The 25,310-nt window shown below is 72.0% G+C and carries 27 protein-coding genes; 9 read left to right on the top strand and 18 right to left on the bottom strand.

Annotated features, from left to right (window positions below; translation table 11 throughout):
* Positions 1-88: 88 nt before the first annotated feature.
* The 6 genes from ACGFNU_RS49570 to ACGFNU_RS49545 form a co-directional block, all read right to left on the bottom strand.
* Positions 89-472, bottom strand: coding sequence for an amidohydrolase family protein (locus ACGFNU_RS49570; protein ID WP_392603770.1), 384 nt, complete (start codon positions 470-472; stop codon positions 89-91).
* 330 nt (positions 473-802) lie between these two features.
* The gene (locus ACGFNU_RS49565; RefSeq protein WP_392603769.1) at positions 803-1,669 is read right to left on the bottom strand and encodes a carbohydrate ABC transporter permease; all 867 of its coding nucleotides are present in this window, start codon (positions 1,667-1,669) and stop codon (positions 803-805) included.
* 5 nt (positions 1,670-1,674) lie between these two features.
* Positions 1,675-2,640 (bottom strand): carbohydrate ABC transporter permease, encoded by a 966-nt coding sequence (locus ACGFNU_RS49560; protein WP_392603768.1) that lies wholly within the window; start codon positions 2,638-2,640, stop codon positions 1,675-1,677.
* An 81-nt stretch (positions 2,641-2,721) separates the two neighbouring features.
* Positions 2,722-3,375: an extracellular solute-binding protein gene (locus ACGFNU_RS49555; RefSeq protein WP_392603767.1), complete on the bottom strand. Its 654-nt coding sequence runs from the start codon at positions 3,373-3,375 to the stop codon at positions 2,722-2,724.
* 353 nt (positions 3,376-3,728) lie between these two features.
* Entirely contained in the window at positions 3,729-4,583 is an 855-nt protein-coding gene (locus tag ACGFNU_RS49550; RefSeq protein ID WP_392603766.1) for an SAM-dependent methyltransferase, read from the bottom strand.
* Positions 4,580-5,779, bottom strand: coding sequence for a cytochrome P450 (locus tag ACGFNU_RS49545; RefSeq protein WP_392603765.1), 1,200 nt, complete (start codon positions 5,777-5,779; stop codon positions 4,580-4,582). The genes ACGFNU_RS49550 and ACGFNU_RS49545 overlap by 4 nt, the downstream gene beginning before the upstream one ends.
* Before the next feature lie 312 nt (positions 5,780-6,091).
* Here ACGFNU_RS49545 and ACGFNU_RS49540 point away from each other — a divergent pair, with 312 nt between their 5' ends.
* Complete coding sequence (locus tag ACGFNU_RS49540; protein WP_392603764.1) at positions 6,092-9,055, top strand: BTAD domain-containing putative transcriptional regulator; 2,964 nt, start codon at positions 6,092-6,094, stop codon at positions 9,053-9,055.
* Here the strand turns inward: ACGFNU_RS49540 and ACGFNU_RS49535 are convergent.
* Both ACGFNU_RS49535 and ACGFNU_RS49530 read right to left on the bottom strand, forming a co-directional pair.
* Positions 9,030-10,412 (bottom strand): MFS transporter, encoded by a 1,383-nt coding sequence (locus tag ACGFNU_RS49535; protein ID WP_392603763.1) that lies wholly within the window; start codon positions 10,410-10,412, stop codon positions 9,030-9,032. The genes ACGFNU_RS49540 and ACGFNU_RS49535 overlap by 26 nt on opposite strands.
* A gap of 30 nt (positions 10,413-10,442) precedes the next feature.
* Positions 10,443-11,414, bottom strand: a complete 972-nt coding sequence (locus ACGFNU_RS49530; RefSeq protein ID WP_392603762.1) for a TIGR03557 family F420-dependent LLM class oxidoreductase — start codon at positions 11,412-11,414, stop codon at positions 10,443-10,445.
* 142 nt (positions 11,415-11,556) lie between these two features.
* Here ACGFNU_RS49530 and ACGFNU_RS49525 point away from each other — a divergent pair, with 142 nt between their 5' ends.
* Entirely contained in the window at positions 11,557-12,909 is a 1,353-nt protein-coding gene (locus tag ACGFNU_RS49525; RefSeq protein ID WP_392603794.1) for an MFS transporter, read from the top strand.
* A gap of 32 nt (positions 12,910-12,941) precedes the next feature.
* Here ACGFNU_RS49525 and ACGFNU_RS49520 read toward each other — a convergent pair whose 3' ends face one another.
* Positions 12,942-13,415 (bottom strand): hemerythrin domain-containing protein, encoded by a 474-nt coding sequence (locus ACGFNU_RS49520; protein WP_392603761.1) that lies wholly within the window; start codon positions 13,413-13,415, stop codon positions 12,942-12,944.
* A gap of 226 nt (positions 13,416-13,641) precedes the next feature.
* Between ACGFNU_RS49520 and ACGFNU_RS49515 the strand changes: the two genes are divergently transcribed.
* Genes ACGFNU_RS49515 through ddaH form a run of 5 tightly spaced genes read left to right on the top strand, consistent with a single transcriptional unit; the run spans position 13,642 to position 16,951 of the window.
* Positions 13,642-14,085: a hypothetical protein gene (locus ACGFNU_RS49515; protein WP_392603760.1), complete on the top strand. Its 444-nt coding sequence runs from the start codon at positions 13,642-13,644 to the stop codon at positions 14,083-14,085.
* Positions 14,082-15,311: an NRAMP family divalent metal transporter gene (locus tag ACGFNU_RS49510; RefSeq protein WP_392603759.1), complete on the top strand. Its 1,230-nt coding sequence runs from the start codon at positions 14,082-14,084 to the stop codon at positions 15,309-15,311. Before ACGFNU_RS49515 ends, ACGFNU_RS49510 begins: the two co-directional genes overlap by 4 nt.
* A 1-nt stretch (position 15,312) precedes the next feature.
* Entirely contained in the window at positions 15,313-15,753 is a 441-nt protein-coding gene (locus ACGFNU_RS49505; protein ID WP_392603758.1) for a hypothetical protein, read from the top strand.
* Positions 15,740-16,099, top strand: coding sequence for a PRC-barrel domain-containing protein (locus ACGFNU_RS49500; RefSeq protein WP_392603757.1), 360 nt, complete (start codon positions 15,740-15,742; stop codon positions 16,097-16,099). The genes ACGFNU_RS49505 and ACGFNU_RS49500 overlap by 14 nt, the downstream gene beginning before the upstream one ends.
* An 18-nt stretch (positions 16,100-16,117) precedes the next feature.
* Positions 16,118-16,951, top strand: coding sequence for a dimethylargininase (gene ddaH / locus ACGFNU_RS49495; RefSeq protein ID WP_392603756.1), 834 nt, complete (start codon positions 16,118-16,120; stop codon positions 16,949-16,951).
* A gap of 19 nt (positions 16,952-16,970) precedes the next feature.
* Here ddaH and amaP read toward each other — a convergent pair whose 3' ends face one another.
* From amaP to ACGFNU_RS49455, 8 genes are all read right to left on the bottom strand, one after another.
* Positions 16,971-17,549, bottom strand: a complete 579-nt coding sequence (gene amaP, locus ACGFNU_RS49490) for an alkaline shock response membrane anchor protein AmaP (RefSeq protein WP_392603755.1) — start codon at positions 17,547-17,549, stop codon at positions 16,971-16,973.
* A 2-nt stretch (positions 17,550-17,551) separates the two neighbouring features.
* Complete coding sequence (locus ACGFNU_RS49485; protein ID WP_392603754.1) at positions 17,552-18,187, bottom strand: DUF6286 domain-containing protein; 636 nt, start codon at positions 18,185-18,187, stop codon at positions 17,552-17,554.
* On the bottom strand, positions 18,184-18,531 hold the full coding sequence (locus ACGFNU_RS49480; RefSeq protein ID WP_392603753.1) for an Asp23/Gls24 family envelope stress response protein: 348 nt from the start codon (positions 18,529-18,531) through the stop codon (positions 18,184-18,186). The genes ACGFNU_RS49485 and ACGFNU_RS49480 overlap by 4 nt, the downstream gene beginning before the upstream one ends.
* The gene (locus ACGFNU_RS49475; RefSeq protein ID WP_392603793.1) at positions 18,528-18,722 is read right to left on the bottom strand and encodes a hypothetical protein; all 195 of its coding nucleotides are present in this window, start codon (positions 18,720-18,722) and stop codon (positions 18,528-18,530) included. The genes ACGFNU_RS49480 and ACGFNU_RS49475 overlap by 4 nt, the downstream gene beginning before the upstream one ends.
* Positions 18,723-18,763: 41 nt before the next feature.
* Positions 18,764-18,994, bottom strand: coding sequence for a hypothetical protein (locus ACGFNU_RS49470; protein ID WP_392603752.1), 231 nt, complete (start codon positions 18,992-18,994; stop codon positions 18,764-18,766).
* Entirely contained in the window at positions 18,991-19,353 is a 363-nt protein-coding gene (locus ACGFNU_RS49465) for a hypothetical protein (RefSeq protein ID WP_392603751.1), read from the bottom strand. The genes ACGFNU_RS49470 and ACGFNU_RS49465 overlap by 4 nt, the downstream gene beginning before the upstream one ends.
* Positions 19,350-19,898 carry an Asp23/Gls24 family envelope stress response protein gene (locus ACGFNU_RS49460; protein WP_392603750.1) on the bottom strand — a complete coding sequence of 183 codons (549 nt, stop codon included), beginning with the start codon at positions 19,896-19,898 and terminating at the stop codon, positions 19,350-19,352. Before ACGFNU_RS49460 ends, ACGFNU_RS49465 begins: the two co-directional genes overlap by 4 nt.
* A 137-nt stretch (positions 19,899-20,035) precedes the next feature.
* Positions 20,036-20,887 (bottom strand): DUF72 domain-containing protein, encoded by an 852-nt coding sequence (locus ACGFNU_RS49455; RefSeq protein WP_392603749.1) that lies wholly within the window; start codon positions 20,885-20,887, stop codon positions 20,036-20,038.
* Between the two features lie 119 nt (positions 20,888-21,006).
* Between ACGFNU_RS49455 and ACGFNU_RS49450 the strand changes: the two genes are divergently transcribed.
* Positions 21,007-22,260, top strand: a complete 1,254-nt coding sequence (locus ACGFNU_RS49450; RefSeq protein ID WP_392603748.1) for a PucR family transcriptional regulator — start codon at positions 21,007-21,009, stop codon at positions 22,258-22,260.
* A 6-nt stretch (positions 22,261-22,266) separates the two neighbouring features.
* Here the strand turns inward: ACGFNU_RS49450 and ACGFNU_RS49445 are convergent, their stop codons facing one another.
* Positions 22,267-23,727, bottom strand: a complete 1,461-nt coding sequence (locus ACGFNU_RS49445; RefSeq protein ID WP_392603747.1) for a sigma-70 family RNA polymerase sigma factor — start codon at positions 23,725-23,727, stop codon at positions 22,267-22,269.
* A gap of 268 nt (positions 23,728-23,995) precedes the next feature.
* On the opposite strand from ACGFNU_RS49445, the gene ACGFNU_RS49440 reads away from it, so the two are divergent.
* Positions 23,996-25,306, top strand: coding sequence for an ABC transporter substrate-binding protein (locus ACGFNU_RS49440; RefSeq protein ID WP_392603746.1), 1,311 nt, complete (start codon positions 23,996-23,998; stop codon positions 25,304-25,306).
* Positions 25,307-25,310 lie beyond the last annotated feature (4 nt).

The following is a 25,310-nucleotide window of genomic DNA, read 5'->3' as shown; positions in this document are numbered from 1 at the left end:
ATGGCGAGGTTGAACCAGGAGCCGAGGTGGCCGTGCGCGTCGATGACCCGTTTGTGCCAGCTCGAATCGTGCCAGGCCGGATCGTCCATCAGGGGGCACCTCGCCCGAGGAGCGCGCGGGCGTTGCCGCCGCCGATGAGCGCCGCGTCGGCCGCGGGCAGGTCGAGGTGATCGAGCTGGAAGCGGGGGCCGGCGTCGTCGGTGACCGGCGCGCCCGTGCCGAACAGCACGCGGTGCGGCCCGTACCGGCCGCACCAGCCATTCCACGCTCTGGTGGCCGTTGAGGGTCGCGGTGTCGACGCTGATCCGCGGATGCGCGTCCATGAGGTCGGCCAGCTCGCGCAGGCTTCGGTATCCGGTGTTGATGAGGACGAGCCGCAGCCGGGGACGCAGGGTGGCCAGCCGATGGATCTCGCTGAACGCCGCCGGGTCCCATCCGAGCAGCACGGCGGCGCCCTGGTCCGAGAGGTCACCGGCCAGAGTCAGGCAGTGCGGGCCGGTCAGCGCGAAACGGTGCTCGGCCGGGCAGAGCCGCACCAGCGGGGCCGTGCTGCCGCCGGTGCCGAGCGGTCCCGGGACGAGCACGGGCACGTGGACGAGACGGTGCCCGTAGGGAGGACGCGAGGCGGGTGGGACGGCGGCGGAGACGGGATCGTAGAAGAGCGCGTGGGAGCGGACCACGCACGCGAGGTCGATGCGGAGCCGGTCGAGTTCGGCGACCAGCCCCGCCTCGTCCTCGCTCGGGACCTCGTCAGCAGGGAGCGGGCCGAGGATCCGGTTGACATCGATGATCACCGGAGGGGTCAGCCCTTGAGTCCCGTCATCGCGATGCTGTCGGTGAGGTAGCGCTGGAGGAGGCCGAAGACCAGGAGGCTCGGCACCACGGTGATGGTCGCGCCCGCCATGATCTGGTTGATCGGCACGTTCTCGCTCTGCAGCGTGGCGAGCCCGACCGTGAGCGTCTGCATCTCGCCCGACTGGCCGATCACCAGCGGCCACAGGAAGTCGTTCCAGTGCCAGAGGAAGACGAAGACGCCCAGCGTGGCCAGCGCGGGCCGCACCAGCGGCAGCACGATGGTGGTGAAGATCCGCCACTCCGACGCGCCGTCCGTCTCGGCCGCCTCGAACAGCTCGTCCGGAAGCTGCACGATGAACTGCCGCATCAGGAAGATCGCCTGCACGTTCGCCAGCGTCGGCACGATCATGCCCCAGTAGGTGTCCACGCCGCCCAGCTTGGAGACCAGGATGTAGGACGGGATGAGCGTCGCCTGGAACGGCACCATCAGCGTGGCGAGCAGCGTCCAGAAGAGGGCGTCGCGCCCGGGGAAGCGCTTCTTGGCGAACGCGTAGCCCGCCATCGAGGCGAACAGCAGGATCAGCGCGACGGAGACGAACGAGAAGATCAGCGAGTTGAGCGTCCAGCGCGGTACGTCCGAGCTGGAGAGCACGTGCTCGAAGTTCGCCAGCGTGATCTTGCCGGGCACGAGCGCGTCCGGGAACGTCCGCCCGCTCTGGGGCGCGAACGCGACCAGCACCATCGCCGCGAACGGGGTGACGGTGACGATGGCGGTGAGGACGAGCAGCACCGGCAGCGTGAGCCGGCCGGTGCGCGATCGGCGGCCCGCGCGGGCGGGGGTCTTCACCGGGGACTTGCGGGCGAGCGCGGCCATGGCCCTCAGTCCTCCCTTCCCAGGAAGCGGCGCTGCACGAGCGAGATGACGAGGACGATGGCGAACAGCACCAGCCCGATCGCGCTCGCGTAGCCGAAGTCGAAGAACTTGAAGCCCGAGTCGTAGAGCATGTAGACGAGCGAGTAGCTGGAGCGCACGGGCCCGCCGCCGGTCATCACGTACATCGCGTCGAAGACCTGGAACGCGGTGATCGTCTCGATCACCAGCACGAAGAACAGCACCGGCCGCAGCAGCGGCAGCGTGATGTGCCGGAACCGCCGCCACGGCCCGGCGCCGTCGATCATCGCCGCCTCGGTGTAGGAGCGCGGGATGGCCTGCAGCCCGGCGAGCAGGATCAGCATCGAGTAGCCGAAGCCCTTCCACGCCGAGGTGAGCGCGATCGAGGGCAGCACCAGCTCGCTGCGGCCGAGGAAGTCCACCGGGCCCAGCGACGCCAGCTTCAGCAGGCCGTTGATCAGGCCGTCCTCGGCGTCGTAGATCCACTTCCAGAGGACGGCGGCGAGCACGATGCTCGTCACGTACGGCAGGAAGAAGATCCCGCGGAAGAGCCCGCGCCGCCACACCACGCGGTGCAGCATCATCGCGGTGCCGAGCGACATCAGCACGGTCAGCGGCACGAAGATCACGACGTAGAGCAGTGTGACGGTCAGGCTCTCCAGGAAGAGGTCGTCGTCGGCGAGCCGGGTGTAGTTCTCCACGCCGACGAACGTCCACTCGCCGCTGAGCCGGTAGTCGGTCAGCGACAGGAACAGCGCGCCGAGCACCGGCCCGAAGCGGAAGACCACGAAGAGGAGCAGCATCGGGGCCGCGAAGAGCAGCCCCGCCCGGGCCTGCCGCCGTCGTGCCCGCCGCGGACTCCCGTCCGGTCTCGCCTCCCCGGCCGCGGCGGCCGGCGCCGCCTCGGGACCGGCCTGGCCGTCGGGCGGGGATACAACGCTGGATGCGGCCAAGGACGCCTCCACAGGTCCGGGGCGCGGGCCGCCGGGACGGCCCGCGCCGGTGCTTACGTCGGGGTCAGCGCTACGTCTGGATCAGCGCTGCCTCGCCAGCAGGTCGTCACTCTGCTCGGCGGCGTCCTCCAGGGCCTGCTTCGGCGACTTCTTGCCGGTCAGCGCGGCCTGGATCTCGGTGCGCAGCAGCGCCATGACCTGCCGGGCGGCCGGGTTGGTGTCACCGGGGTAGGTGTACTGGAGCGCCTCGGCGAACTTCGCGGCGCGCGCGTTGGGCGGCGGCACCTTCACGTCCGTGCGCGGAGACAGGAAGCCCGAGGCGGTGCCGAGGCTCGTGATCTGCTTCGGGTCGATCATGAACTTGAGGAACGCGTCGGAGGCCGCGGTGTTCTTGGACCGGACGTTGACGGCGAGGCCGCCGGGGATGCCGAAGCCGACGCGCTTCTTGCCCTGGAGCGGCATGCCGACGATGACGTTGTCCTCGCCCCAGGTCTTGGCGGCGATCTCGGCGTCGGCCGGGACGTTCATGAGCCCCGCCGCGACCTCCTGCTTGCCGAGTGCCTGGTCGGCCACCACGTTCTTGTTGGTGAGCGCGCTCTTGGGCACCGCGCCGTCCTTGTAGAGGTCGGTGAGGAAGGTGAGCGCCTCCAGGCCCTCGGGGCTGTTGAACGGTAGAGGTCCGACTGGCTGTGGGTGCCGGCGTAGACGTCCGTCTCGACCTTGCACATCGCCCACACGCCGATGCCGGTGGGGATGTCGAAGTGGCCGGTCACGCCGTCCTTGGCCAGGTCGTACGCGCCGACGACGTTGGGGGAGAGGCCGCGGGTTCCGGCGTAGAGCACGCCGCCCACGAACTCGCCGTTGCCGAGCGGAATGGTGACGCTGGCAGGCCCGAGGTCGGTGACCGTTCCCTCGGCAGGGCGGTGGCCCTGCGCGAGAGCGGGGGAGGGGACAGGAGGGGGAGACCACCCGCGGCGGCTGCCTGGAGGAAACGGCGGCGTTGGAGCACGAGGAACCCTTTCGGTCCGGACCGTAAGTCGCCTGCCAGGCTAGCGGCCGACTGCCTTCCGGTCAGGACCCTAATTCCCCTAGGGATTGGTTCCGGGCCTCCGTATCGCGACCCCGGCGAGGAGCTGTCCACGCGGTGGTGGCGGCGACTCGTCCAGGGGACGCCATTCCGCGGTGGGCACCAGGCCGGGTTCGAGCAGTTCGAAGTCGCCGAAGAACGTCGCGACCTCCTCGCGGCAGCGGAGGACCAGCGGGGTGACACAGGCGGTGGTGTAGAGGTCGGCGGCAGCTTTGGCCGTGTCCGGGGGCGTCCCGGCCGTGGCGTGCGAGATCACCAGTGCGCTCTCGGGTGCGAGCTCGGCGCGCAGGGCGGCGAGGATCCCGGCCGGGTCGTCGGCGTCCGCCACGAAATGCAGCACCGCGGTGAGCAGCACGGCGACGGGCTCCGCCCAGTCGAGCAGGCCGCCGGTCATGACGTCGCCGAGCAGCTCGTCCGGCTTGCGCAGGTCGGACTGGACGACGGCGACATTGCCGTCCTGGGCGAGCAGGGCACGGGCGTGGGCGAGGACGACCGGATCGTGGTCGACGTACACCACGCGTGCGCCGGGGACGCGGCGCGAGGCGATCCGGTGCACGTTCTCCCGGGCGGGCAGCCCGCAGCCGAGATCGAGGAACTGGCGGACGCCGCGCCCGGCGAGGAGACCGACCGCCCGGGTGAGGAACGCGCGGTTCGCCCGCGCGGCGGCGGCCACCCCGGGCTGGAGCTCCAGGAGCCGGTGGGCGAGCTCGCGGTCGGCGGCGTAGTTGTCCATGCCGCCGAGCAGGTAGTCGTAGAGCCGCGCGGGACTGGCCAGATCGGTGCCGCCGCCCGCCGGGGTCCACCCCGGGCCCGCCGTCGTCACCCTCGGCGGGCCGGTCGGTCCGCGCTCGTTCATCGCTCCGCTTCGCTCCAGGTGACCGGGAGCCGGTGGAGGCCGCGCACGCTCAGCCCCTGTTTCCACCGCAGCTCCGGCTCGGGCACCGCGACGCGGAGCGTGGGGAAGCGGGCGAGCAGGGCGCCGAGCGCGACCTGGAGTTCGAGGCGTGCCAGGTGGGCGCCCAGGCAGTGGTGGATGCCGTGGCCGAACGCCAGATGCGGGTTCTCGGCCCGGTCGAGGACGAGCGTCTCGCCGTCGGGGAAGACCCGTTCGTCGCGGTTGGCGGCCGCGCGGGCCACCAGGACCGTGTCCCCCTCGCAGATGAGCACCCCGCCGAGCTCGATGTCGCGGGTCGCGACGCGGGGCATGCCGGTGTCCGAGCCCAGGGGCACGAAGCGCAGGAGCTCCTCGATGGCCCCCGGCAGCAGGTCGGGCCGGCCGGCCAGCCGCAGCCAGTCGTCCCGCCGGGTGAGGAGCGTGTAGGCCAGGTTGGTGATCTGGCCGGCGGTGGTCTCGTACCCGGCGATCAGCAGCCCGATGCCTAGGTCGATCAGTTCGGTCGAGGTGAGCTCGCCGTCCTCGTCGTGCGCGTGGACCAGCGCCGACAGCAGATCGTCGGCCGGTGCCGCCCGGCGCCGCGCGATCAGCTCGCCGAGGTAGGCGTCCAGGCTCTCCTGCGCGGCCGCCACGTCCGCCGCCGCGTACGCGGAGACCGACAGGAACGCGTCGGACCAGCCCTGGAAGCGGAACCGGTCGGCCGGCGGCACGCCGAGCAGCTCGCAGATGACGGTGACCGGGAGCGGCAGGGCCAGCCGCTCGACCAGGTCGGCGGGCGCGCCGTCGAGCTCCATCCGGTCCAGCAGCCAGTCGGTGATCTCCTCCACCCGGGGCCGGAGCTCCCGCACGCGCCGGTGGGTGAAGGCGCGCACCGCCTGGCGGCGCACCCGCGTGTGCTCGGGCGGGTCCATGTCGGTGAGGAAGGTCTCCCGGCGCAGCGCGCCCCTCGGGCGGCCCACGGCCCGGGCCCGGCTGAACGCCGGATCGGCCAGGACCTGCCGCGCCTCCGCCCAGCCGGTGACCAGCCAGCCGTCGGTCCCGTCGGCGAGCCGGACCCGCGCGACCGGTGCGCCGCGCCGGATCCGGCCGAGCTCGGGGTCCAGTTCCAGCCGGTCGCGGCTGAAGTCACCGGCCGAGGGCCGGGATGTCATCGTCATGCTCACCCTCCTCGGGTGCTCCGGGCGGGGGCAGGGAACCGGGGCGGGGGTGCGGATCGGAGGAACCACCGGGGCGGGAAACGGCGGGGGGTCAACGACGGTAGGCCGCGAAGGTCAGCGGAAGGTGAGCGGGCCCGCAGGTGCCGGCGCCGGGACGGCACGACCGGCGTCGCCCGGCCTGGTGATGTCGCAGGCCCCGGCAACACAATCTCTTACTCGCATTGACTCATGACCACATCCGGCCATGATTGTCGCCGCCGTCATTCACTAGCTTGGCCTTCCAGGAGGCATGGAGAGGCTGCGAGAAGGCCAGTGGAGTTTCGAATTCTTGGGCGGCTGGAGATCCGCGCCGACGATGGTGAAGCCATCGCGGTCTCCCAGCCGCTGATCCGTTCGGCGATCAGCGTCCTGGTCCTCAAGAGCGGCCAGGCGCTCTCGTCCGACCAGCTGCAGGCGCTGCTCTGGGATCCGGGCGCGGACGGCGACCGCGCCGACCGCACCGGGGCCATCAAGACCTGCGTCGCGGGCGTGCGCCGGGTGCTGTCCGCCGAGCGCGTTCCGCCAGGCCATGGCGGTTACAGGCTCCAGCTGAGCGACGGTGACACGGTCGACCTCGGCACGTTCCGGGACCGCGTCCACCAGGCCCGCGAGGCCCGCGGCCGCGGCGACGACCCCTTGGCGGCCGAGCTCTACGAGCGCGCCCTCGCCCTCTGGCGCGATCCGCCGCTGGACGACCTTCCGGCGACCTCGGCCATGGCCGGCATCACGGCGGGGCTGCTGGCCGAACGCCGCGTCGTCCGCGAGGAGCTGGTGGAGGCCCGGCTCGCCCTCGGCCGGCACCGGGCGCTCGTCCCCGAGCTGCGGGCCTGGGTGTTCGACGACCCGCTCAACGAGCACCTGTGGGCGCAGCTGCTGCTCGCGCTGTACCGGTCCGGCCGCAAGACCGAGGCCCTCCAGTCCTACGACGAGGCGCACGAGATGCTGGAGCAGGCGGCCGGCGCCGAGCCGGGCCCCGAGCTGCAGCGCATGTGGCACCGGATCAAGGTCGACGATCCCGGCCTGAACCCGAAGGCGGCGCGGGCCGCGGGCACCGGCGGGCATCCCGCCCGGGCGGCGCGCCCGCCCCGGCAGCCGCTGGCCCGCCAGCTCCCGCCCGACGTGCGCGACTTCACCGGCCGCGAGACGGAGCGGGGCAGGCTGCGCCAGCTGCTGGCGTCCGCCGCGGAGGCGACCGCGCCGCCCGTCGTGCACATCAGCGGTCCGCCGGGCGTGGGCAAGACGTCCCTGGCCCTGCACGTCGCGCACCTGGTCACCCCGTTGTTCCCGGACGGCCAGCTCTACCTCCAGCTCGCCGGGGCGTCACAGACCCCGCGCGACCCGGCGGCCGTGCTCAACGAGGTCCTGCGGGCGATCGGGGTCGCCCCCGCCGACATTCCCGAGACCCTCGCCGAACGCGCCGCGCTCTACCGGTCCCGGCTGGCAGGGAAGCGGGTCCTGGTGGTCGCCGACGACGCGGCGTGGCCCGAGCAGATCCAGCCGCTGCTGCCCGGCACGGCCGGCTGCGCGATCCTCATCACCAGCCGCAACCGCTCGCTCAACCTCGACGGCGCGCATCTGCTCGGGCTCGAACGGCTGAGCGACCCGGAGGCCCTCCGCATGCTCGGGCGGATCATCGGGCCGCACCGGGTGACCGCCGAGGAGGCCGCGGCGGCCCGCGTCGTGGCGGCCTGCGACGGGTTCCCGCTGGCGGTGCGCATCGTCGGCGCCCGGCTGGCGGGCCGGCCGACCTGGCCCCTGGCGCACATGGCCGGCCTGCTCACCGACCCCGAGCGCCGGCTCGACCATCTGGTGGCGGGCAACACCGCCGTGCGGGCGCTGATCGAGGCCAGCTACCAGGCGCTGGACGAACGGGCCCGGCGGGCGTTCCGCATGCTCGCCCTCGCCGGGCCGCACGACTTCGCGCCCTGGGTGGTGGGGGTGCTGCTCGACGACCCGTCCGCTGAGGAGGTCGTCGACACCCTGGTCGACAAGAGCCTGCTCTCCGCGGCCGGCGTCGACCAGGTGCACCAGCCCCGGTACCGCCTCCACGATCTGCTGCGCGACTACGCCGCCGAACGGCTCGCCGACGATCCCGAGGCCGAGCCCGCGCTGGAACGGCTGACCATCGGCTGGCTGGAGCTCGTCGACCACGCCGACTCCCTCGTGCCGCACGACCCCTACTTCCCGCCGCCGTCGCGGTTCGTCCCGCGCATGGCGGTGAGCGACGACCTGGTCAAGCGGCTCATCGAGCCCGACCCGGCCGCCTGGTTCGCCAGCGAGCTGCCCAACCTGCGCACCGCCGTGTCGGTCGCGTGCGCCGCCGGGCGCTTCCGGCTGGCCACCGGGCTCGTCCTGCGCATGGCGTCCCATCTGAACCTGCACCACCTGCACGAGGAGGCCGAGCACCTGTGGCGGATCGTCGCGGCGGCGGCCGAGCGCGAGGGCGACGCCCCCGCCGCCGCGCGGGCACGGTTCCGCGCCGCCAAGGTCATCGCCGCCGACCGCGGCAGGCCCGCCGAGGCACTGCCGCTGATCGACGCCTGCGCCGCCATCTTCGCCGAGACCGACAGCCGGCAGGATCTGGCCCGCGCCCTGGAGCTGCGCGCGTACAGCGTCCAGTACCTCGGCCGCCCGCACGACGCCCGCGACGACGCCGAGCGCGCGCTGCTGCTGGCGCGCAAGCTGGACGACCCGCACACCCAGTTCGCCGCGCTGCGGGTGCTCGGGCTCGTCTACAGCCAGATCGGTGAGCCCGAACGGGCCGTCGCCTCGTGCGAGGAGTCGCTCGCCATCGCCCGCGACCTCGGGGAGGCCACGTACGAGGGCATCGCGCTCCACAGCCTGATCCGCGTGCACCTGGCCGCCGGGCACTTCGGCAGGCTGCCGTCGCTCTGCGAGGAGGGGCTGCGCCTCACCACCGGCATCGGGCACAAGCTGGGGGAGGCCTACTTCCACGAGCTGTGGGGCTACTCGCACCAGGAGCTGGGACGGCACGAGGAGGCGGCCGCCCATCTGGAGATCGCCGCCGAGCTCTTCGACGGGGAGGAGGCCGCCGCGGCAGGAGCGGACCTCCGGATGCGGCTGGCGGAGAGCCACGAGGCGCTCGGCCGGCACGCCGAGGCACGGGCCGATCTGGAGTGGTGCGCCGCCACGTTCGCCGATCTCGGGCGGGCCGACGACGAGCGGCGCGCCCGCGCCTCGCTCGGCGGGCTCAACCCCGGGCACCGGGTGCGGTGAGCGCCTCCTCGTGCGTGTCGGTCTCCTCGTCGATCACCTCGATCGGCACCTGGGCCGTCTCCGGGGTGCGCAGGATCGGGACGATCGCGATCGCCGCGGCGCCCATCAGGTAGTAGGCGGGCCAGTTCTTGTCCCCGGTCTTGTTGATCAGCGCCTCGACGATCACGCCGGCGGTGCCGCCGAACAGGGCGGTCGACACGTTGTAGCCGATGGCGAACGAGCCGTAGCGCACGCGTGTCGGGAACATCGCCGGGAACGTTGAGCCGATGACCGCGAGGATCAGCGCCAGCAGGAACGCGACCATGCCGAAGCCGATGATGAGGGTGCCGAGGCTCCCGGTCTGCATCAGCCGGATCGCGGGATAGCTGAGCAGCAGGAAGCCGATGGCGGCGGCCAGCAGCAGCGGTTTTCGCCCGACGCGGTCGGACAGCATGCCGAGCGGGACCAGCACGCAGAGCTGCGCGAGCTCCACCCCGATGATGATCATCGTGGAGGTGTTGGCGCCGATGTCCAGATGCGAGGTGAAGTACGACGGCATCGTGGTCAGCAGCATGTAGTCCGCCACGTTCAGCAGGATGACGATCCCGATGAGGTTGAGGATCATCGGCCAGTGGCCGACCAGCGTCTCCTTCAGGGGAACCTTGTCCGGCTTCTGGCCCGTCTCCTCCAGGTGCCGGAACGCCGGCGGATCCTCCAGCTTGGACCGCAAGTAGAGCCCGACGATGCCCAGCGGCAGCGCCATGATGAAGGGGATGCGCCAGGCCCAGTCGTGCATCGCCTCCGTCCCGGCCAGCAGGCTCACGGTCAGCACCGTGCCGTTTCCCAGGACGTAGCCGGTCAGCGTTCCCACTTCGAGGAAGCTGCCGTAGAAGCCCCGCTTCTTCGTCGGCGCGTACTCGGCGATGAACGTGGCGGCGCCGCCGTACTCCCCGCCGGTGGAGAAGCCCTGGATCAGCCGGAGCAACAGCAACAGCAGGGGCGCGGCGATGCCGATGGCGGCGTAGGTGGGCAGCACGCCGACCAGGAACGTGCAGGTCGACATCAGCAGGATGGTCAGCGCCAGCACCGGCTTCCGGCCGATCTTGTCGCCCAGCGGGCCGAAGAAGGCGCCGCCGAACGGCCGCACGATGAACCCGATCGCGACGAGTGCCAGCGATTTGAGCACGGCGTTGGAGTCGCCGGGAAAGAACGCCGTGCCGATGATGCCGGTGATCGCTCCGGACGTGAAGACGCCGTAGTCGAACCACTCCACGGCGTTTCCCATGGTGGACGCCATGACGGCGCGCCGCACCGCCTGGGGCTCGGCTTTCGGATCGCCTGAGCCCGCCGGGGAATGGGCAGCCGCGGCACTGGTCATGGGGATGTCCTTCCTCAAGCGAAGCGTGCCTCAGGCGAAGCGTTCGCGCAGTTCGGGCAGCAGTTCGACCTCGGCCCAGCGGCGGAAGTCCTTCTGCCGGTCGTGTCCGCTCTGGCAGAAGGAGATGTGCGTGAATCCCGCGTCCGCCCACTGCTGCACGGCCTGGACGTAGCGTTCGACGTCGTCTCCGTAGGGCGCCGCCTTGGCGACGTCGTCCGGGCGCACGGTCTCGGAGGCGGCCTCGAAGCCCTTCGGCCCGGGGAGCTCGGCCATCACCTTCCAGCCGGGGGCGGAGAACTTCCAGTACCGGTGCGCGATCTCCTTGGCCTCGTCCGCGTCGGTGCCGTAGGAGATCGGGATCTGGCCGTACGCCGGCTTGCCCGAGCCGCCGTTCTCGTTGAAGAGCTTGAGGACGTCGCCGACGGGCTGGTCGGAGATGAACGCGTCGGCGTACTTGGCGGCGAGCCGGCCGGCCCGGGGCCCCGCGGCCGCCATGCCGATCGGCACGGGCCGCTCCGGCAGGTCGAAGATCTTGGCCGAGTCGACCGTGAAGTGCCGTCCCCGGTAGTTGACGTAGCCGCCGCCGAACAGCTCCTTGATGATCTCCACCGCTTCGGTGAACATCTCGTGCCGCACGTCCACCGAGGGCCAGCCCCTGCCGACGATGTGCTCGTTGAGGTTCTCGCCCGAGCCGAGCCCCAGCGTGAAACGGCCGTCGGACAGGATCCCGACGGTCGCCGCCTTCTGCGCGACCACGGCGGGGTGGTAGCGCATGATCGGGCAGGTCACGAACGTCATCAGCGGGATCGCGTCGGTGGCCTGGGCCAGCGCGCCCAGCACCGACCAGACGTAGGCCGAGTGCCCCTGCTCCTCCTCCAGCCAGGGGAAGTAGTGGTCGGAGATGACCGAGTAGTCGAAGCCGACCTCCTCGGCCCCGACGAGATCGTCGATCAGCTGTTTGGGCGGGGTCTGCTCGCAGAGCAGCGTGTATCCGAACTTCATGCCGCTCGCATACCCACTTGTCCCGGACACATCCCGGTGACCCGCTTCACATTTCGGGTGGACTGGAAGCCTGGATAGAGCCGCCTTGTTGAAAACCCTCGGAACCCCCAAGGAGAGGTAAAGACACGTGGCTCTACCAGCGATGTTTCGCTCGCTGCGTCATCACAACTACAAGTTGTGGGCAGTTTCGGACATGGTCTCCATCACCGGAACGTGGATGCAGGCGCTGGCGCTGAACTGGTTGATCTTGTCCATCACCCACTCGGCGACCAGCGTCGGGCTCGGCCTGGTGCTCAACGCGGCGCCCGCGCTGCTGCTCGGCCCGCTGGCCGGCGCCCTCGCCGACCGCCTGCCGGTGCGGCCGATCGTGCTCACCGCCCAGGTGCTCCAGGGCTCGCTGGCCGTCCTGCTGGCGTTCATCGCGGCGGGCGACGCCCAGTCCACCGGCGGCCTGTACGCGATCTCGCTGGCGTCCGGCGTCGTCGGCGCGTTCAGCGGCCCCGCGCTGGGCCGGTTCGGCGCCGAGGTGGTCGGCCCCGATGATCTGTCCAACGCGCTGGCGCTGGGCTCGGTGATCAACTCGGCCGGGCGGATCCTGGGCATGAGCCTGGCCGGCGCGCTGATCCCGCTCCTGGGGGTTCCGGGCGTGTTCGTGGCCAACGCGGCCAGCTTCCTCGCCGTCATCGCGGCGATCCTGCTGATGCGGCGCGGCGAGATGCACGTGCTCCCGGCCGCCGCCGCCAGCGAGCGCGGTATCGCCGACGGCCTGCGGTACGTGCTGCGCACCCCGTGGCTGCTGGTGACCTTCGCCCTGGCGTTCGTGATGGGCAGCCTCGGGCGCAACTACCAGGTGACCATGGCGGCCATGAGCGACGGGCCGCTGGACGCTGGCGCCGGAGGCTACGGCATGCTCTCGGTGGCCTTCGCGATCGGCACGATCCTCGGCGGCCTCTACGCGGCGGCGCGGGCACGGCTGCCCCTGGGCCTGCTGCTGGCCGTGTCGGTGGCGGTCTCGGTCGGCCAGCTGCTCGCCGGCGTGTCGCCGGGCCTGGTGGTCTTCGCCCTCGTGATGGTGCCGGTGGCGGCCGGCGCGGTGATCATCGACACCGTCGTCAGCACCCGGGCCCAGCTCGACAGCCCCGACCACCTGCGCGGCCGCGTGATCGCCGCCCAGGGCATGGTCGGCGCCGCCGCCGGCGCCGTCGGCCCGCCCGCCCTCGGCGCCCTCTGCGACACGCTGGGCCCGCGTACCGCGCTGGTGCTGGCAGGCGTGATCACCACGGCCGCCGCCCTGCTCGCCACCTATGTCCTCGTCCGCATCAAGCGCACCCGCGCCGCCGAGGCGATGGCAGCGGGCTTCAGCTCCACCCCCGTCCCGGCCCTGCTCCCCGCGATGACCGCTGCGGCTCCTGCAACGAGCGCGGCGGCTCCCAGCGCGCGGGAGGCGGTTCCGGCTCTGAGTGGTGCCACGGCCGCCGTTCCTTCGTCGGCCTAGGCGGCGCGCTGGCCGCCACGGCCGTTTCTGTGTCACTGCTTGGCGCTCATATTGGCTAGCGGGTCCTTGGGGGCCTTGGACTTCGCCGCCGCCATTCTTTCGCCGAGCTCCTGAAGCGCCTTACGGCCCATGGCCTTGCGCACGTCGGGGAACCAGTCCTTTTCCTCTTCCTCCACGTGGTGGCGCACGTTCTCCATGAGGACGGTGACCTTCGCGTCGAAGCGCTCGTCGGAGGGGTCCATGCCGGACAGCTCCGAGAGCATCCACACCACGACGTGGTGTTCCTCGACGCTTTCGAGAATGTGGTCCTTGGTGTCGGGGGCGGCCTCGCGCGCGGCCGGGTAGAAGAGCTGTTCCTCGATGTAGGCGTGCACGGTCAGCTCTTCGATGATCTGGTCGACCAGCTTCCGCTTGGTCTTCAGCGCGTTGTCCCCGGCCTTCTCGAACTTCTTGAAGAGCTGCTCCACGGTCTTGTGATCGTCTTTCAGCAACACGATCGCGTCCATCCGTCCTCCTTCATTTGCCTGCGCCGCTCATGCCCGCAAAAGCGGTCCCCATGCGTGGCGATGATCAAGGGCGGCGGGCCGGGGTTTTGGACCCGGACGGTGGGGATGATGAGGTCGGAGGGGGGATCGATGCCGTGGAGAACGAAGGCCTGGTGCTGCTCGCGGCCTGGGGGCAGCTGCTCGCGATCCTGGCCGCGCTGGGCTGGTTGCTGCTGAGAGACCAGCGGTGAGGGGCCGGGTGGGGCTCGCGGCCGCCGCGGCGCTGGTCTGCCTGACCGGCTGCGCGGGGCCGTCGCGCACGGACGGCGACTTCACCGCCAAGGCCGCCAACACGGCCGAGGCCGCGGTGTCCTCGGTGCGGACCGCCCGGATCGCGGTCCAGGCGGCGGTGGACGGGAAGGCCCCCGCGCGCTACCTCTCGGTGGTGTTCTCCGACCAGGAGACCGCGCTGACCAGCGTTCAGTCCACGTTCGACTCGGTCCAGCCGCCCTCCAGCGCGGCCGACGACCTCCGCGACGGGCTGGACGAGCTGCTCACCGAGGCCGTCGACCAGGTCGCCCAGTTGCGCATCGACTCGCGGCGCGGCGGCTTCCGGCCCGACCGCGCGACCCTTCAGGCGCTGGACGCGATCGCCGACCGGCTCGACCGGTTCGCCGAGGAGCACTCGTGAAGCGGGTGTACGCCCTCGCGCTGGGCGTGGTGACCGCGTTCGGGGGATTCGTCGACATCGGCGACCTGGTCGCCAACTCGCTCATCGGCGCTCGCTTCGGGCTCGGGCTGGCGTGGGTGATGGTCGTCGCGATCATCGGGATCTGCCTGTTCGCGGAGATGTCCGGGCGGATCGCGGCCGTCTCGCACCGGCCCGTGTTCGACCTCGTGCGCGAGCGGCTCGGACCGCGGGCGGCGCTGGCCAACCTGAGCGCCTCGTTCCTGATCACGCTGCTGACGCTCGCCGCGGAGATCGGCGGTGCGGCGCTGGCCCTGGAGCTGGTGACCGGCGTCAGCTACCTGCTGTTCGTGCCGGTGATCATGCTGACGGCCTGGCTGGTGGTCTGGCGCATGCGGTTCTCGGTCATGGACAACCTGTTCGCGCTCGGCGGCCTCGGGCTGCTCGCCTTCGCCGCGGCGCTCTGGGCGCTCGGCCCGGACTGGGGAGAGCTCGGCCACCAGGCGTTCCATCCGTCGCTGCCCGAGCAGGAGGGCCTGCCGACCTACTTCTACTACGCGATCGCGCTGTTCGGCGGCGCGATGACGCCCTACGAGGTGTTCTTCTTCTCCTCGGGCGGCGTCGAGGAACGCTGGAACCGCAGGGACCTGCTCACGAGCCGGATGAACGTCTTCCTCGGATTCCCGCTCGGGGGACTGCTGTCGCTCTCCATCGCCGCGTGCGCCACGGTGGTGTTCCAGCCGGCGGCGGTCCAGGTCGACGATCTCAGCCAGGTCGTCCTGCCCACCGTCGTGGGCCTCGGCCAGGTCGGCTTCGCGTTCGCGATCCTCGGGATCTTCGCGGCCACTTTCGGTGCCACGCTCGAGACCGCCCTGTCCTGCGGCTACACGGTCGCCCAGTACTTCGGCTGGCAGTGGGGCAAGTTCGTCGCACCCGTCAAGGCCGCCCGGTTCCACACCGTCGTCCTCGCCAGCCTGCTGATCGCCGGCATGGGGATCCTGACGACGGTCGACCCGATCACGGTGACCGAGTACTCGCTGGTGTTCTCGGCCATCGCCCTGCCGCTCACGTACCTGCCGGTGCTGGTGGTCGCCAACGACCGCCAGTTCATGGGCGACAAGGCCAACGGCCACGTCTCCAACGTCTTCGGCTCGGTCTACCTGATCCTGCTGATGGTGGTGTCGGTGGTCGCCATCCCCCTGATGATCGCTACCAAGGCGGGTGAATGACGTGACCCCTCCTGACGTGAACCCCGCGGAACGGCCGTCCGCGCCGCGCTACATCTACGCCCAGCAGGGCCTGCTCGACCGGCAGGTCCTGAACGGCCAGGACCGGATGGTCTGCAAGGTCGACGACGTCGAACTCGACGTCGACGAGGACGGCCGCCCGTACGTCGCGGCGCTGCTGGCGGGGCCGCTCGCGCTCGGCCCGCGCATCGGCGGCAGGCTGGGCCGGTTCATCCACGCCGTCGGCCGCCGCCTCAAGGACGACGGCGACCCGCGGCCCGCCCGCGTCGACTACCGTGCCGTCACGGGGCTGGGGCAGGCCATCCAGGTCGACCGGTCGCCGGAGGCGCTGGACGTCGTCCGCCTCGAGAGCTGGACGCGCGACCACGTCATCGGCAAGATCCCCAGGGCCGCCGGGAAGGGGAGCGGCGATGCGGGCGAGTGAGCTGCTCGGCGCGACCGTCATCGACGCCGACGACCGGCCCGTCGGCGACGTCGTGGACGTGCGCTTCAGCGAGGACGGGCCGCCGCTCGGCCACCGGGCCGCGCTGCGCTTCGACGCCGTCCTGATCTCCCCGCGCCGCACCGGCCGCCTGATGGGCTACGGCGAGGGCCGGCCCGGCCCGGACGGGCCATGGCTGATCAAGGCCATCGTCAAGCGCCTGCACCGGGGCACCACCATCGCCCGCTGGGACGAGATCGCCGAGCTGGCCCCGGGCCGGGTCCGCCTCCGGATCGCGGCGGCGGACCTCACGTCCCTCGGCGACTTCCCGCCCGACGACCAGCACTGAGCCACAAGGAGGAAGGCGATGGGGGAACCCGCCACGCGGACCCGCGAGGAACGGCGCCGCGTCCTCATGTGCCCGCCCGCCCACTACGAGATCACCGACGACAACCCGTGGACGCCCGAGGACCCCGAGACCGACCGGGACGCCGCGATGGCCGAGTGGGAGACCCTGCGCCGCACCTACGAGGGCTTCGGGCATCAGGTCGAGATCGTCGACCCCAGGCCAGGCCTCACCCAGATGGTCTTCGCGGCGAACGGGGCGCTGGCGATCGAGCGCCGGGCGTTCGTCGCCCGCTTCAACAGTGCGGAGCGCGCCGGTGAGCGGCGGGCGCACGAGGCGTGGTTCCGCGACGCGGGCTACGAGGTGCGGCTGTCGCAGGCGACGAGCGAAGGCGAGGGCGACTTCCTGCTGACCGAGGAGTACATCCTCGCCGGCACGGGCTTCCGCACCGACCGGGAGGCGCACTTCGAGGCCCAGCAGTTCTTCGCGCGCCCCGTCGTCGGCCTGCAGTTGATCGACGAGAAGTTCTACCACCTCGACACGGCGCTCTGCGTGATCGACGGGATCACCGTCGCCTACTACCCCAAGGCATTCTCGCCCGACAGCCGCCGGATGCTGGAGCGCCTCTTCCCGGACGCGATCATCGCGACCGACCACGACGCGCACCAGCTCGGCCTCAACGCGTGGTCCGACGGGCGGCACGTGGTGATCCACGGCACGGCGGACGACCTGTGCCGCCAACTCGCCGACCGCGGTTACGAACCCGTCCCCATCGACATGCCGCAGCTCCAGCAGGGCGGCGGTGGCCCCAAGTGCTGCACGATGGGGTTGTTCGAGCAGGTCCCCGGCCACTGATTCGCGCCGGGCCTCGCTATCAGGCGACGGTTCGCCGATGCCCGCCGGAGACCAGGCGCAGGCGGACGACCGTCGGCAGCGCGTTGAGGTCGAGCGCCGCGCGCACGTGCGTCACGGCCTTCTCCTCGATGCCCCTGCGCAGCGCGTCCAGATCCGCGCGGGCGCCGTACGCCACGTTCAGCAGCAGGCGCGGGTGGTCCTTGCCGCCCAGCAGCCGGGCCCGCGCCTCTCGGACGCTCGGCAGCGCCGCGATCTCGTCTTCCAGCGCGGACGTCACGGCCTGCGCGGAGACCCGCGTCTGCCCGTCCGCGTCGTCCGCCTCCAGTGACAGGCCGGGCAGCCTGTCGCTCCGCGCCTGCGCGAGCAGCCACGCCACACCGATCAGCGCGAGGGCGCAGGAGCCGGCCGCCACCGTGGGCCAGAACCAGGAATGTCCGTCCGGGTACCGGCGCATCCCGTCGGTGAGGACGGACGTCGACTCCGCCGAGGAACCCCATGGGCCGAGCGCCCGCGCGAGGACGGCGGTGCCACCGGCCGTGAGCAGCAGTCCCACGATGGTCAGCCCGGTCCGGTTGATGAACGCGGCTCCGCGGTCCATCGTCATACCCCCTTGTGCCGGGCTCGGACGCGTACCGAGCGGGACGGCTCGACCCCGAGGTCGTCGAGGCGGGCGCGCACGGCGTCGCGCACCCTCACCTTGAGGTCCCCGGTGTCCCGTGCCGGCGTGGTCACCGCCACGAGGACCCGGCGGCCCCGCGTCTTGACGCGCGGGACGTCGCTGACCAGGTCGATGTCGCGAGCCGCCGTTTCGGCCGCCGTGCGCAGGCCGCGGTCGGTGACTCCCATGACGAAATCGGGATCGTCGGTGCGCAGCCGTATCAGCCGCGTGTGCCCTGGGAGCAGGCCCGCCAGCAGCGCGATGAGCCCGAGGGCGGCGGTGACGGCGCCGGTCGCTATCACCGCGCCGTTCCGCCAGCGCGTGCCGGCCAGCCAGTCCGTCAGCCTCTCGTAGGGGACGACGCGCGCGGGGTCGCCGGCGAGCGCGGAGATGACCTCGACGGCCACGATCGTTCCGGCGGCCGTCATCACGATCGCCGCGAGCAGCGCGGGCCAGACGCGGCGCGGGCGGAAGACCCGGCGGGCGGCGCGCCGCGCGGGCCGGTCGGCGCCGCGCGGCGGCGCCTCCGCCTCCGCCCGGCCCGGCGCCGACGGCAGCGGTCCGGCGGTGGCGGTCATGGCAGCCGCCTCTCGTGGGTGAGCGCGGCGACGTCGATGTCCACCGGGCCGACGCGCAGGCCGGTCAGGGCCTGTACCTCGTCCCGGATCCGTACGCGGGCGCGCCGGGTCACCTCGCGCACCGAGGCGGGGTAGGCCACCGAGATCCGAACGCGGGGGCGGGCGAGATCGCCGTGGGCGATCGTCCTGCCGCGCGGCCGCCGGTCGCCCACGGGAACGCCGAGGACGGTGCCGTCCACGCCGCCGATGCCCGGTGTCCCGGCCGCGGCCCGGCAGGCGATGGCCACGATCACCCGATCGTCGATCGCGGTGGTGCCGCGGTCGGAGGAGAGCCGCGCCGTCATGACGACGACCTCCCGCGCCGCTCGTTCGCCGGGCCGAACAGGCTGCTCAGATCGAGCTCGCCCTCGATCACCCGGCCGGCGAGGAAGCCGATGATCCCGAGCAGGAGGACGGCCAGGAACGGGCCGAACCCGCCGAATCCGGCGGCCAGTCCCAGCACGGTCCCGAAGGCCAGGCCGGCCAGCGGCCATATCTTGACAGCACCCATCTTCGTTCCCCCCTTCGATTCAGGCTTCAGTTCAGGTCGCGGGCACGCCGCCGGCGGCGGCGCTCCAGCCAGCGGTCCATGGCCCCGCGAGGGCCTCGCCGCCGCCGGACCACGGTCACCTGGCCGTTCGCCGGTGCGGCGGGCGCGGGATGGCGGCGGCGCTGGAGTTCGGCGGCGAACTCCTCCGGGTCGCCGCCCGCGTCCGGATGGTTGGCGCGGATCCAGGCGCGGAAGTCGGCCCGGTCACTCCTGTTCATGGGCTGTGTTCACGGGCCGTGGCGGCGTCGCCCGCGTCCGCGCCGGCGACGACGTCTCCCACGATCACGTGCACGGACCGTTCACCCGCCAGCGGCGCGACGGCCGCAGCCACCGCCTCGGCCGTCTCGTACACGGGCCGCTCCAGCGTCGCGACCACGCACACCACGATCTCGTCGTCGCGCACCGCGACCCCGCGCAACGGCGAGCCCCGCCGGTAGGTGACGACGTCCCCCGGCCCGTCCGCGGACAGGCCTGCCACACCCGGGCATCGGACGGCGGCCGCCGCGACGTGTTCGGCGAATTCCCCCGCGGCCTGAGAGCCGGGGGAATCGATCGGCGGGGCCTCTGCCGCCGTCATTGGACTCGGGATTCCTTGGGCTGACCCGAATCGCGCGACGGGCCGCGGGAGGAGTCGCGCGAATCCGAGGCGCCGTTCCCGTCGTCCTCGGGCAGATGGATGTCGTCGACGGTGATGTTGACCTCGACCACGTCCAGCCCGCACATCTGCTCGACCGAGCGGATCACGTTGTCGCGGACGGCCCCGGCGAGCGCCGGGATCGCGACCCCGTACTCGACGACCACGTCGATGTCGACCGCGGCCTGCCGCTCGCCGACCTCGACCGACACGCCCTGCGAGACGCTCTTGGTCATGCCCGGGATGTGCTCGCGCATCGAACCGAGCGTGCGGCCCATGCCCGCGCCCATGGCGTGCACGCCGCCGACCTCCCGGGCCGCCATCCCCACGATCTTGGCGACGACGCCGTCGGCGATGGTGGTGCGGCCCTGCCGGGTGACCAGCGCCCCGCCGTCCGCCGGGCGCGTGCCCGGTTCGGCCTCCGGTCGACGCGGGACCTCCGTGCCCGGACGGTCCCTGGCCGTGGTCTTCCCGTTGCCCTGACTCACGATCCTCTCCCCCGATCGGTCTGTGAGCGTGAAGCATGGATAACTGGGTCATACCCGCGTTAGCCGTAATATGACGCTACCGATGAAGAATGGATGAATTTGCACGAGTACGCCATTGTCTTGTGCTCATCATTAACTCAGAAGAGGGTCGGGGGCTCCGCCGGAATCGGCTCGGGCAACGGCTCGATTTCGGGTACGAGTTCCCGCACCTCGGCGTGGAACCGGCGGGCGAGCGTCAACGCCTCGGCGTTGTCGGGAGTGTGGATGAAGACCGTCGGCGAACGGCCCTCGCGCAGCCAATCCGCGACCTGGCCGGCCCAGTGGCGCCACCCCTCCACCGTGCGCGCCGTGTCGTCACGGCCCAGATAGCGGACGATGGGCTGGTCGGTCAGCGCCGCCGACCGGCGCGGCACCCGCGGCTTCTTCGTCCAGGCGTCGCGCTCGGCGTCGCTCGTCGGCGGGCTCTGGAACATGGTCACGGTGTCGAACGGGATCCACTCGGCGCCGACCTCGGTGAGGAGGCGTTCGAGCCAGCCCGCCGACCGCGCGTCCTCGAAGAACGCGCGGTGCCGGACCTCGACGGCCCACCGGTACGACCGCGGCTGCCGCCGGAGGAAGGCCGCCAGCGTCCCCAGGTCCGACGGCGCGAACGACCCCGGAAGCTGGATCCAGAGGGCATGGGCCCGCGCCCCGAGGGGCTCGATCGCCGTCAGGAAGGCCCGGAGCTCCTCGTCGGCCCCGGCGAGACGCCGTTCGTGCGTGATGGTCTTCGGCAGCTTGACCACGAAGCGGAAGCCGGGATCGGTCTGCTCGGCCCACGACTCCACGGCGCTCCGGCTCGGCGTGGCGTAGAACGTCGTGTTGCCCTCCACCGCGTTGCACCAGCTGGCGTAGGCCTTCAGGCGCTCCTTGGGGGAGAGCGGGTGCGGCAGCAACCGGCCCTGCCAAGGCGCGTGAGTCCACATCGCGCATCCCACGTGAAGCCGCATGGGCCCGACGTTATCGGCCCCGGCCGATCCGGGAGAAACAGAAAGTTCCGCGAAAGTCCGTAATCAGGCGCTGATCTCGCCGTCTCTCCCGCACGTAAGTACCAGTGAAGGAGGTCTCCTTGTCTGACCGCGACCGGGTGGTCGGCCTCCCCGTGCGCCGTATCGAACTGGGACTCTCGTTCGAGGACGATGCCCGGATCGCACGCGATCTCCGCCCGTCCGTGCCCGGGATCGCCGCGGAGGCCGTCCGCCGGATCGAGGAGCAGGTGCCGGAGTTCCTGCGGCCGGGCGATCCCCGCTACATCGAGGCGCTCGGGCTGGGCGTCGAGTACGCCATCGGGCATTTCCTGGACCTGCTGGCCGACCCCGGCACCGACTCGGCCGAGGTCCTGGAGTTCTGGCGGCGGGTCGGCGTCGGCGAGGCCATCGAGGGACGGACGCTGGACGCCTGGCAGTCCTCGATCCGGATCGGCGCGGGCGTGGCCGTCGAACGGCTGACCGAGCGGGCCGAGGAGCTGGGCTACCGGGCCAGCGCGGCCATCGTGGCGGGCGTCGCCAACGCCGTCTTCAGGTACCTCAACCAGCTGGCCGAGGTGGTCGCGGCGGGGCACGCCGACGCGGCGGCGCGGGCGGCCGGCACGCACCAGGACCGCCGGCGGCGGTTGCTGGACCTGCTGCTCGGCGAGCCCGCCCCCGAACTGAAGGATCTCAGGGAGCCGGCCCGCGAGGCGGGCTGGCCGCTGCCGCGGACCGTGGCCGCCGTCGCGCTGCGCGAGCGCGGCCCCGACGCCCGGCGCCCGGCCGTGCCCCCCGACGTGCTGATCGGCCTGCACCTCCCGCGGCCCTGCCTGATCGTCCCGGATCCGGACGGGCCCGGCCGCCACCAGATCCTGAGGCGGCTGCGCGGCTGGACCGCCGCGATCGGGCCGACGGTGGAGATCACCGGGCTGGCCACGTCGATGCGGTGGGCCGCCGACGCGCTGGAGCTGGCCGGGCAGGGCCTGATCGACGCCGCCGAGCCGATCGTCGCCGAGACGCACATGCCGATCATCTTGATGATGCGGGAACGCGAGCTGGTCGACCGGATGATCAAACGTCGGCTCGCGCCCCTGCGCGCCGTCCGCCCGGCGCAGCGGTACCGGCTCGCCGAGACCCTGCTCACCTGCCTGGAGTGCGGGTTCAACGCCACCGAGGTCGCCGGGCGGCTGCACGTGCACGCCCAGACCGTCCGGTACCGCATCCGCCAGCTCGAGGAGCTCTTCGGGGACGGCATCCACGCCACGGGCGGGCGGCTGGAACTGCACATGGCCCTGCGGGCCTGGCTCACGCTCAATGCCGAGCCCGTCGCCCCGGACCGGATCGGCTGCGGATGATCGCTTCTAGCGTTCGATGGACCAGCCCTGGGCGGCCATGCCGGAGAACGAGGAGGACTTGAGGGTGACGGGCTGGAGGCCCGAATAACTGGCCTGCAAGTACCAGCCGTCGCCGTTGGCCAGCCGTGCGCCGCCCACGCCGCCCGTCTGCACGATCTTCCAGACCTGGTGCGGGCCACCGCACGGGGCCGTGACGACGGCGTACTCCGTGCTGCCTTCCCAGGGTACGGAGGCCGAGGACGCCCCGCGGCCCATGCACTTGCCGTTGGCCCCGCTGGTCAGCGTGAAACCGCCGCTCGTGTTCTTGCGCCGCCAGGCGGTGGCCGAGTCGCCGCAGGGACGCTGCACGACCGCCGTGCCGTTCGGCGCCAGGCATGACTGGAGGGTCGCGCTGCGGATCCGGAAGACCCCGTTCGCGGCGGGGGCGGCGGCGCCCGGAGACTTCCGCTTCGGGGGCTTGATCCGCTTGGGCAGGACGGCGGGCCTGCCCTCGTTCTGGCCGGGCTGAAGGCGCGCGGGAGGAGCCGGGCTCGCGGGCGCCGCGGGTGGGTTGCCCGACGGCGCGGCCCGGGGCGGGGCGGCCTCGTCCGGGCCGAGCCCCACGGTCGCGAACAGGACTGCCAGGAGCGCGGCGGCGCCGGCTCCGGCGATCCCCGCGGGAAGGGCCCAGCCGGGGAGTGCCGCGCCGGGGAGCGCCGCCCCGCCGGTAGAGAGGAGGGCGCCGAGCGGCGCCGACGGCGCCCCCAGCGCGACGACCCCGATCGGAAGGGCGCGCCGCAGTCGCGTGTTGAGGTCGGACATCTCCTCGCCGGCGCGCCGGCACCGTTCGCAGGACTCCAGATGCTGGCGCAGGGCGCGGTTGCGCCGGCGGCCCGGCCGCCGGACGCTCGCGGCGAGCTGGGCGGTGAACCCCGCGCACTCGGGATGGCCCTCGCAGCTCGCGGCCAGGAACGCCTGCCGGAGTCCCTCGCGGGCCCGGAACGCCAGCTGGGCGACCGCGCCGGGCTCCATGCCGAGCAGCTCGGCGACCTGCTGGACGGGCTCGTCCTCGATGATCGTGTGCCACAGGACGGTCTGCCAGCGTTCGGGAAGGGACCTGAAGGCGCGGGCCAGCGCGTCCAGCTCGTCCAGGTCCGGCAGCTCGTCGGCCGGGCGGTCGGCCCAGTCGGCGACCTCGTCGGTCACCACCGTGCGGCGGCCGGCGCGGGCCCAGTCGACGGCGGCGTTGCGCACGACGGTGTAGAGATAGGGCCGGTAGGCCTCGCGGGGCCCCATGCCCTGGCGGAGCGCCGCCAGCGTCCGCGCGAACGCCTCGCTCGTCAGGTCCTCGGCCGCGTGCCGGTCGCGTACCAGGCCGCGGGCGTATCCCAGCACCGCGGTGTGATGCCGGCGGAACAGCTCTCCCGACGCCTGCTCGTCGCCGGACCCGGCCGCCGCCACCAGCTCGGCGTCCGACTCCGTCCCCACGCGTGTGACCACCTGGCCATCAAACCCAAGCCCCACAAGTCACCACAACCCTCGCAGGTCACTATTCGCGCGTCTGGCCACCAGTGGCGAGGCCGTCGCGAGGACGGTGACGGGAGCTGCAAGTCGAGTGCAACCTGTCTGAATCTTTCTGCAAACTCTTTACTCGCTTGCAACGCGTTGCTAACGTCCTCGCTCCAGGAGGCCCCATAGCGGACATGGCGGGGCAGAAATCCGGGGCCCGGCAGCGGCCCCAGACCGAGGAGGACCCATGCGGCGCACACCCCTGGCCGGCATCGTCGCCGGTCTCGCGCTCGTGCTGAGCGCGTGCGGCGGCGGTGACGACGGCGGTGCCGGTACGTCGGCGGGCGGCGGCAAGGCCGCCGCCGGGCAGCTCACCGGGCGCGGTCCGATCACGCTGGCGACGGGCAAGGACCGTTCCGGCTTCATGCAGAAGATGGTCGACGCCTGGAACAAGGACCACCCGACCGAGCAGGCCAAGATCATTGAGCTGCCGGACGAGCCCAACGACCAGCGCCAGCAGATGATCCAGAACGCGACGACCAAGTCCGACGCGTACACGATCCTCAACCTCGACGTCGTCTGGACCGCCGAGTTCGCCGCCAACCGCTGGCTCACGGAGATCCCCGAGGACCAGGTCGAGACCGCCAAGCTGCTCCCCGCCACGCTGACCACCGCCGAATACCGCGGCAAGCTCTTCGGCGTCCCGCTGACCTCCGACTCCGGTCTCCTCTACTACCGCTCCGACCTGCTCAAGAAGGCCGGGGTCGCCGGGCCTCCCAAGACGTGGGCCGAGATGTGGGCCGCGTGCGACAAGGTCAAGGCGCTGCCGGAGGGCAAGGGGGTCGACTGCTTCCTGACCGAGGTCGGCAAGACCGAGGGCCTCACGGTCTCGGCCGCCGAGGCGATCAGCAGCGCCGGCGGCACCATCGTGGACGACGCCGGCAAGCCCGCCGTCTCCACACCGCAGGCCAAGACGGGCGTCGACTTCCTGGTCAACGCCGTCAAGGACGGCCGGATGCCCAAGGCCGCCCTCACGCTCGACGGCGAGGGCGGGCGCCGCCACTTCCAGGCCGGCAAGCTCCTGTTCCACCGGCAGTGGCCGTACCAGTACGAGCTGGCCAACGCAGGCGACGGCTCGTCCAAGGTCGCAGGCAAGTTCCAGGTCGCGCCGATCCCCGGGCCGAGCGGGCCGGGCGCAGCCAACCTCGGCGGGCACAACTACGCCATCTCCGCGTTCGCCAAGAACAAGGCCAGCGCCCTCGACTTCATCAAGTTCTCCGCCGCGGACAAGCAGCAGAAGGACAACTCGCTCGCGACCGCCCAGGCGCCGACGCTCACCTCGCTTTACAGCGACCCCGACATGGTGAAGAAGTTCCCGTTCCTGCCGACGCTGAAGGCGGCCATCGAGAACGCCAAGTCGCGGCCCGTCGTCGTCAAGTACGGCGACGTCACCGCCGCCATCCAGGGGTCGGTGTACGACGCGCTCGGCGGCAAGACGCCCTCCGACAAGGCCCTCACCGACCTGCAGGCCAAGCTCACCCAGCTCACCGCGCAGTAATCCG

Source organism: Spirillospora sp. NPDC048911, from assembly GCF_043198015.1.
Taxonomy (GTDB): domain Bacteria; phylum Actinomycetota; class Actinomycetes; order Streptosporangiales; family Streptosporangiaceae; genus Spirillospora.
The sequence above is the reverse complement of the archived record's forward strand: the minus strand, read 5'-3'. Positions and strand labels throughout refer to the sequence as shown.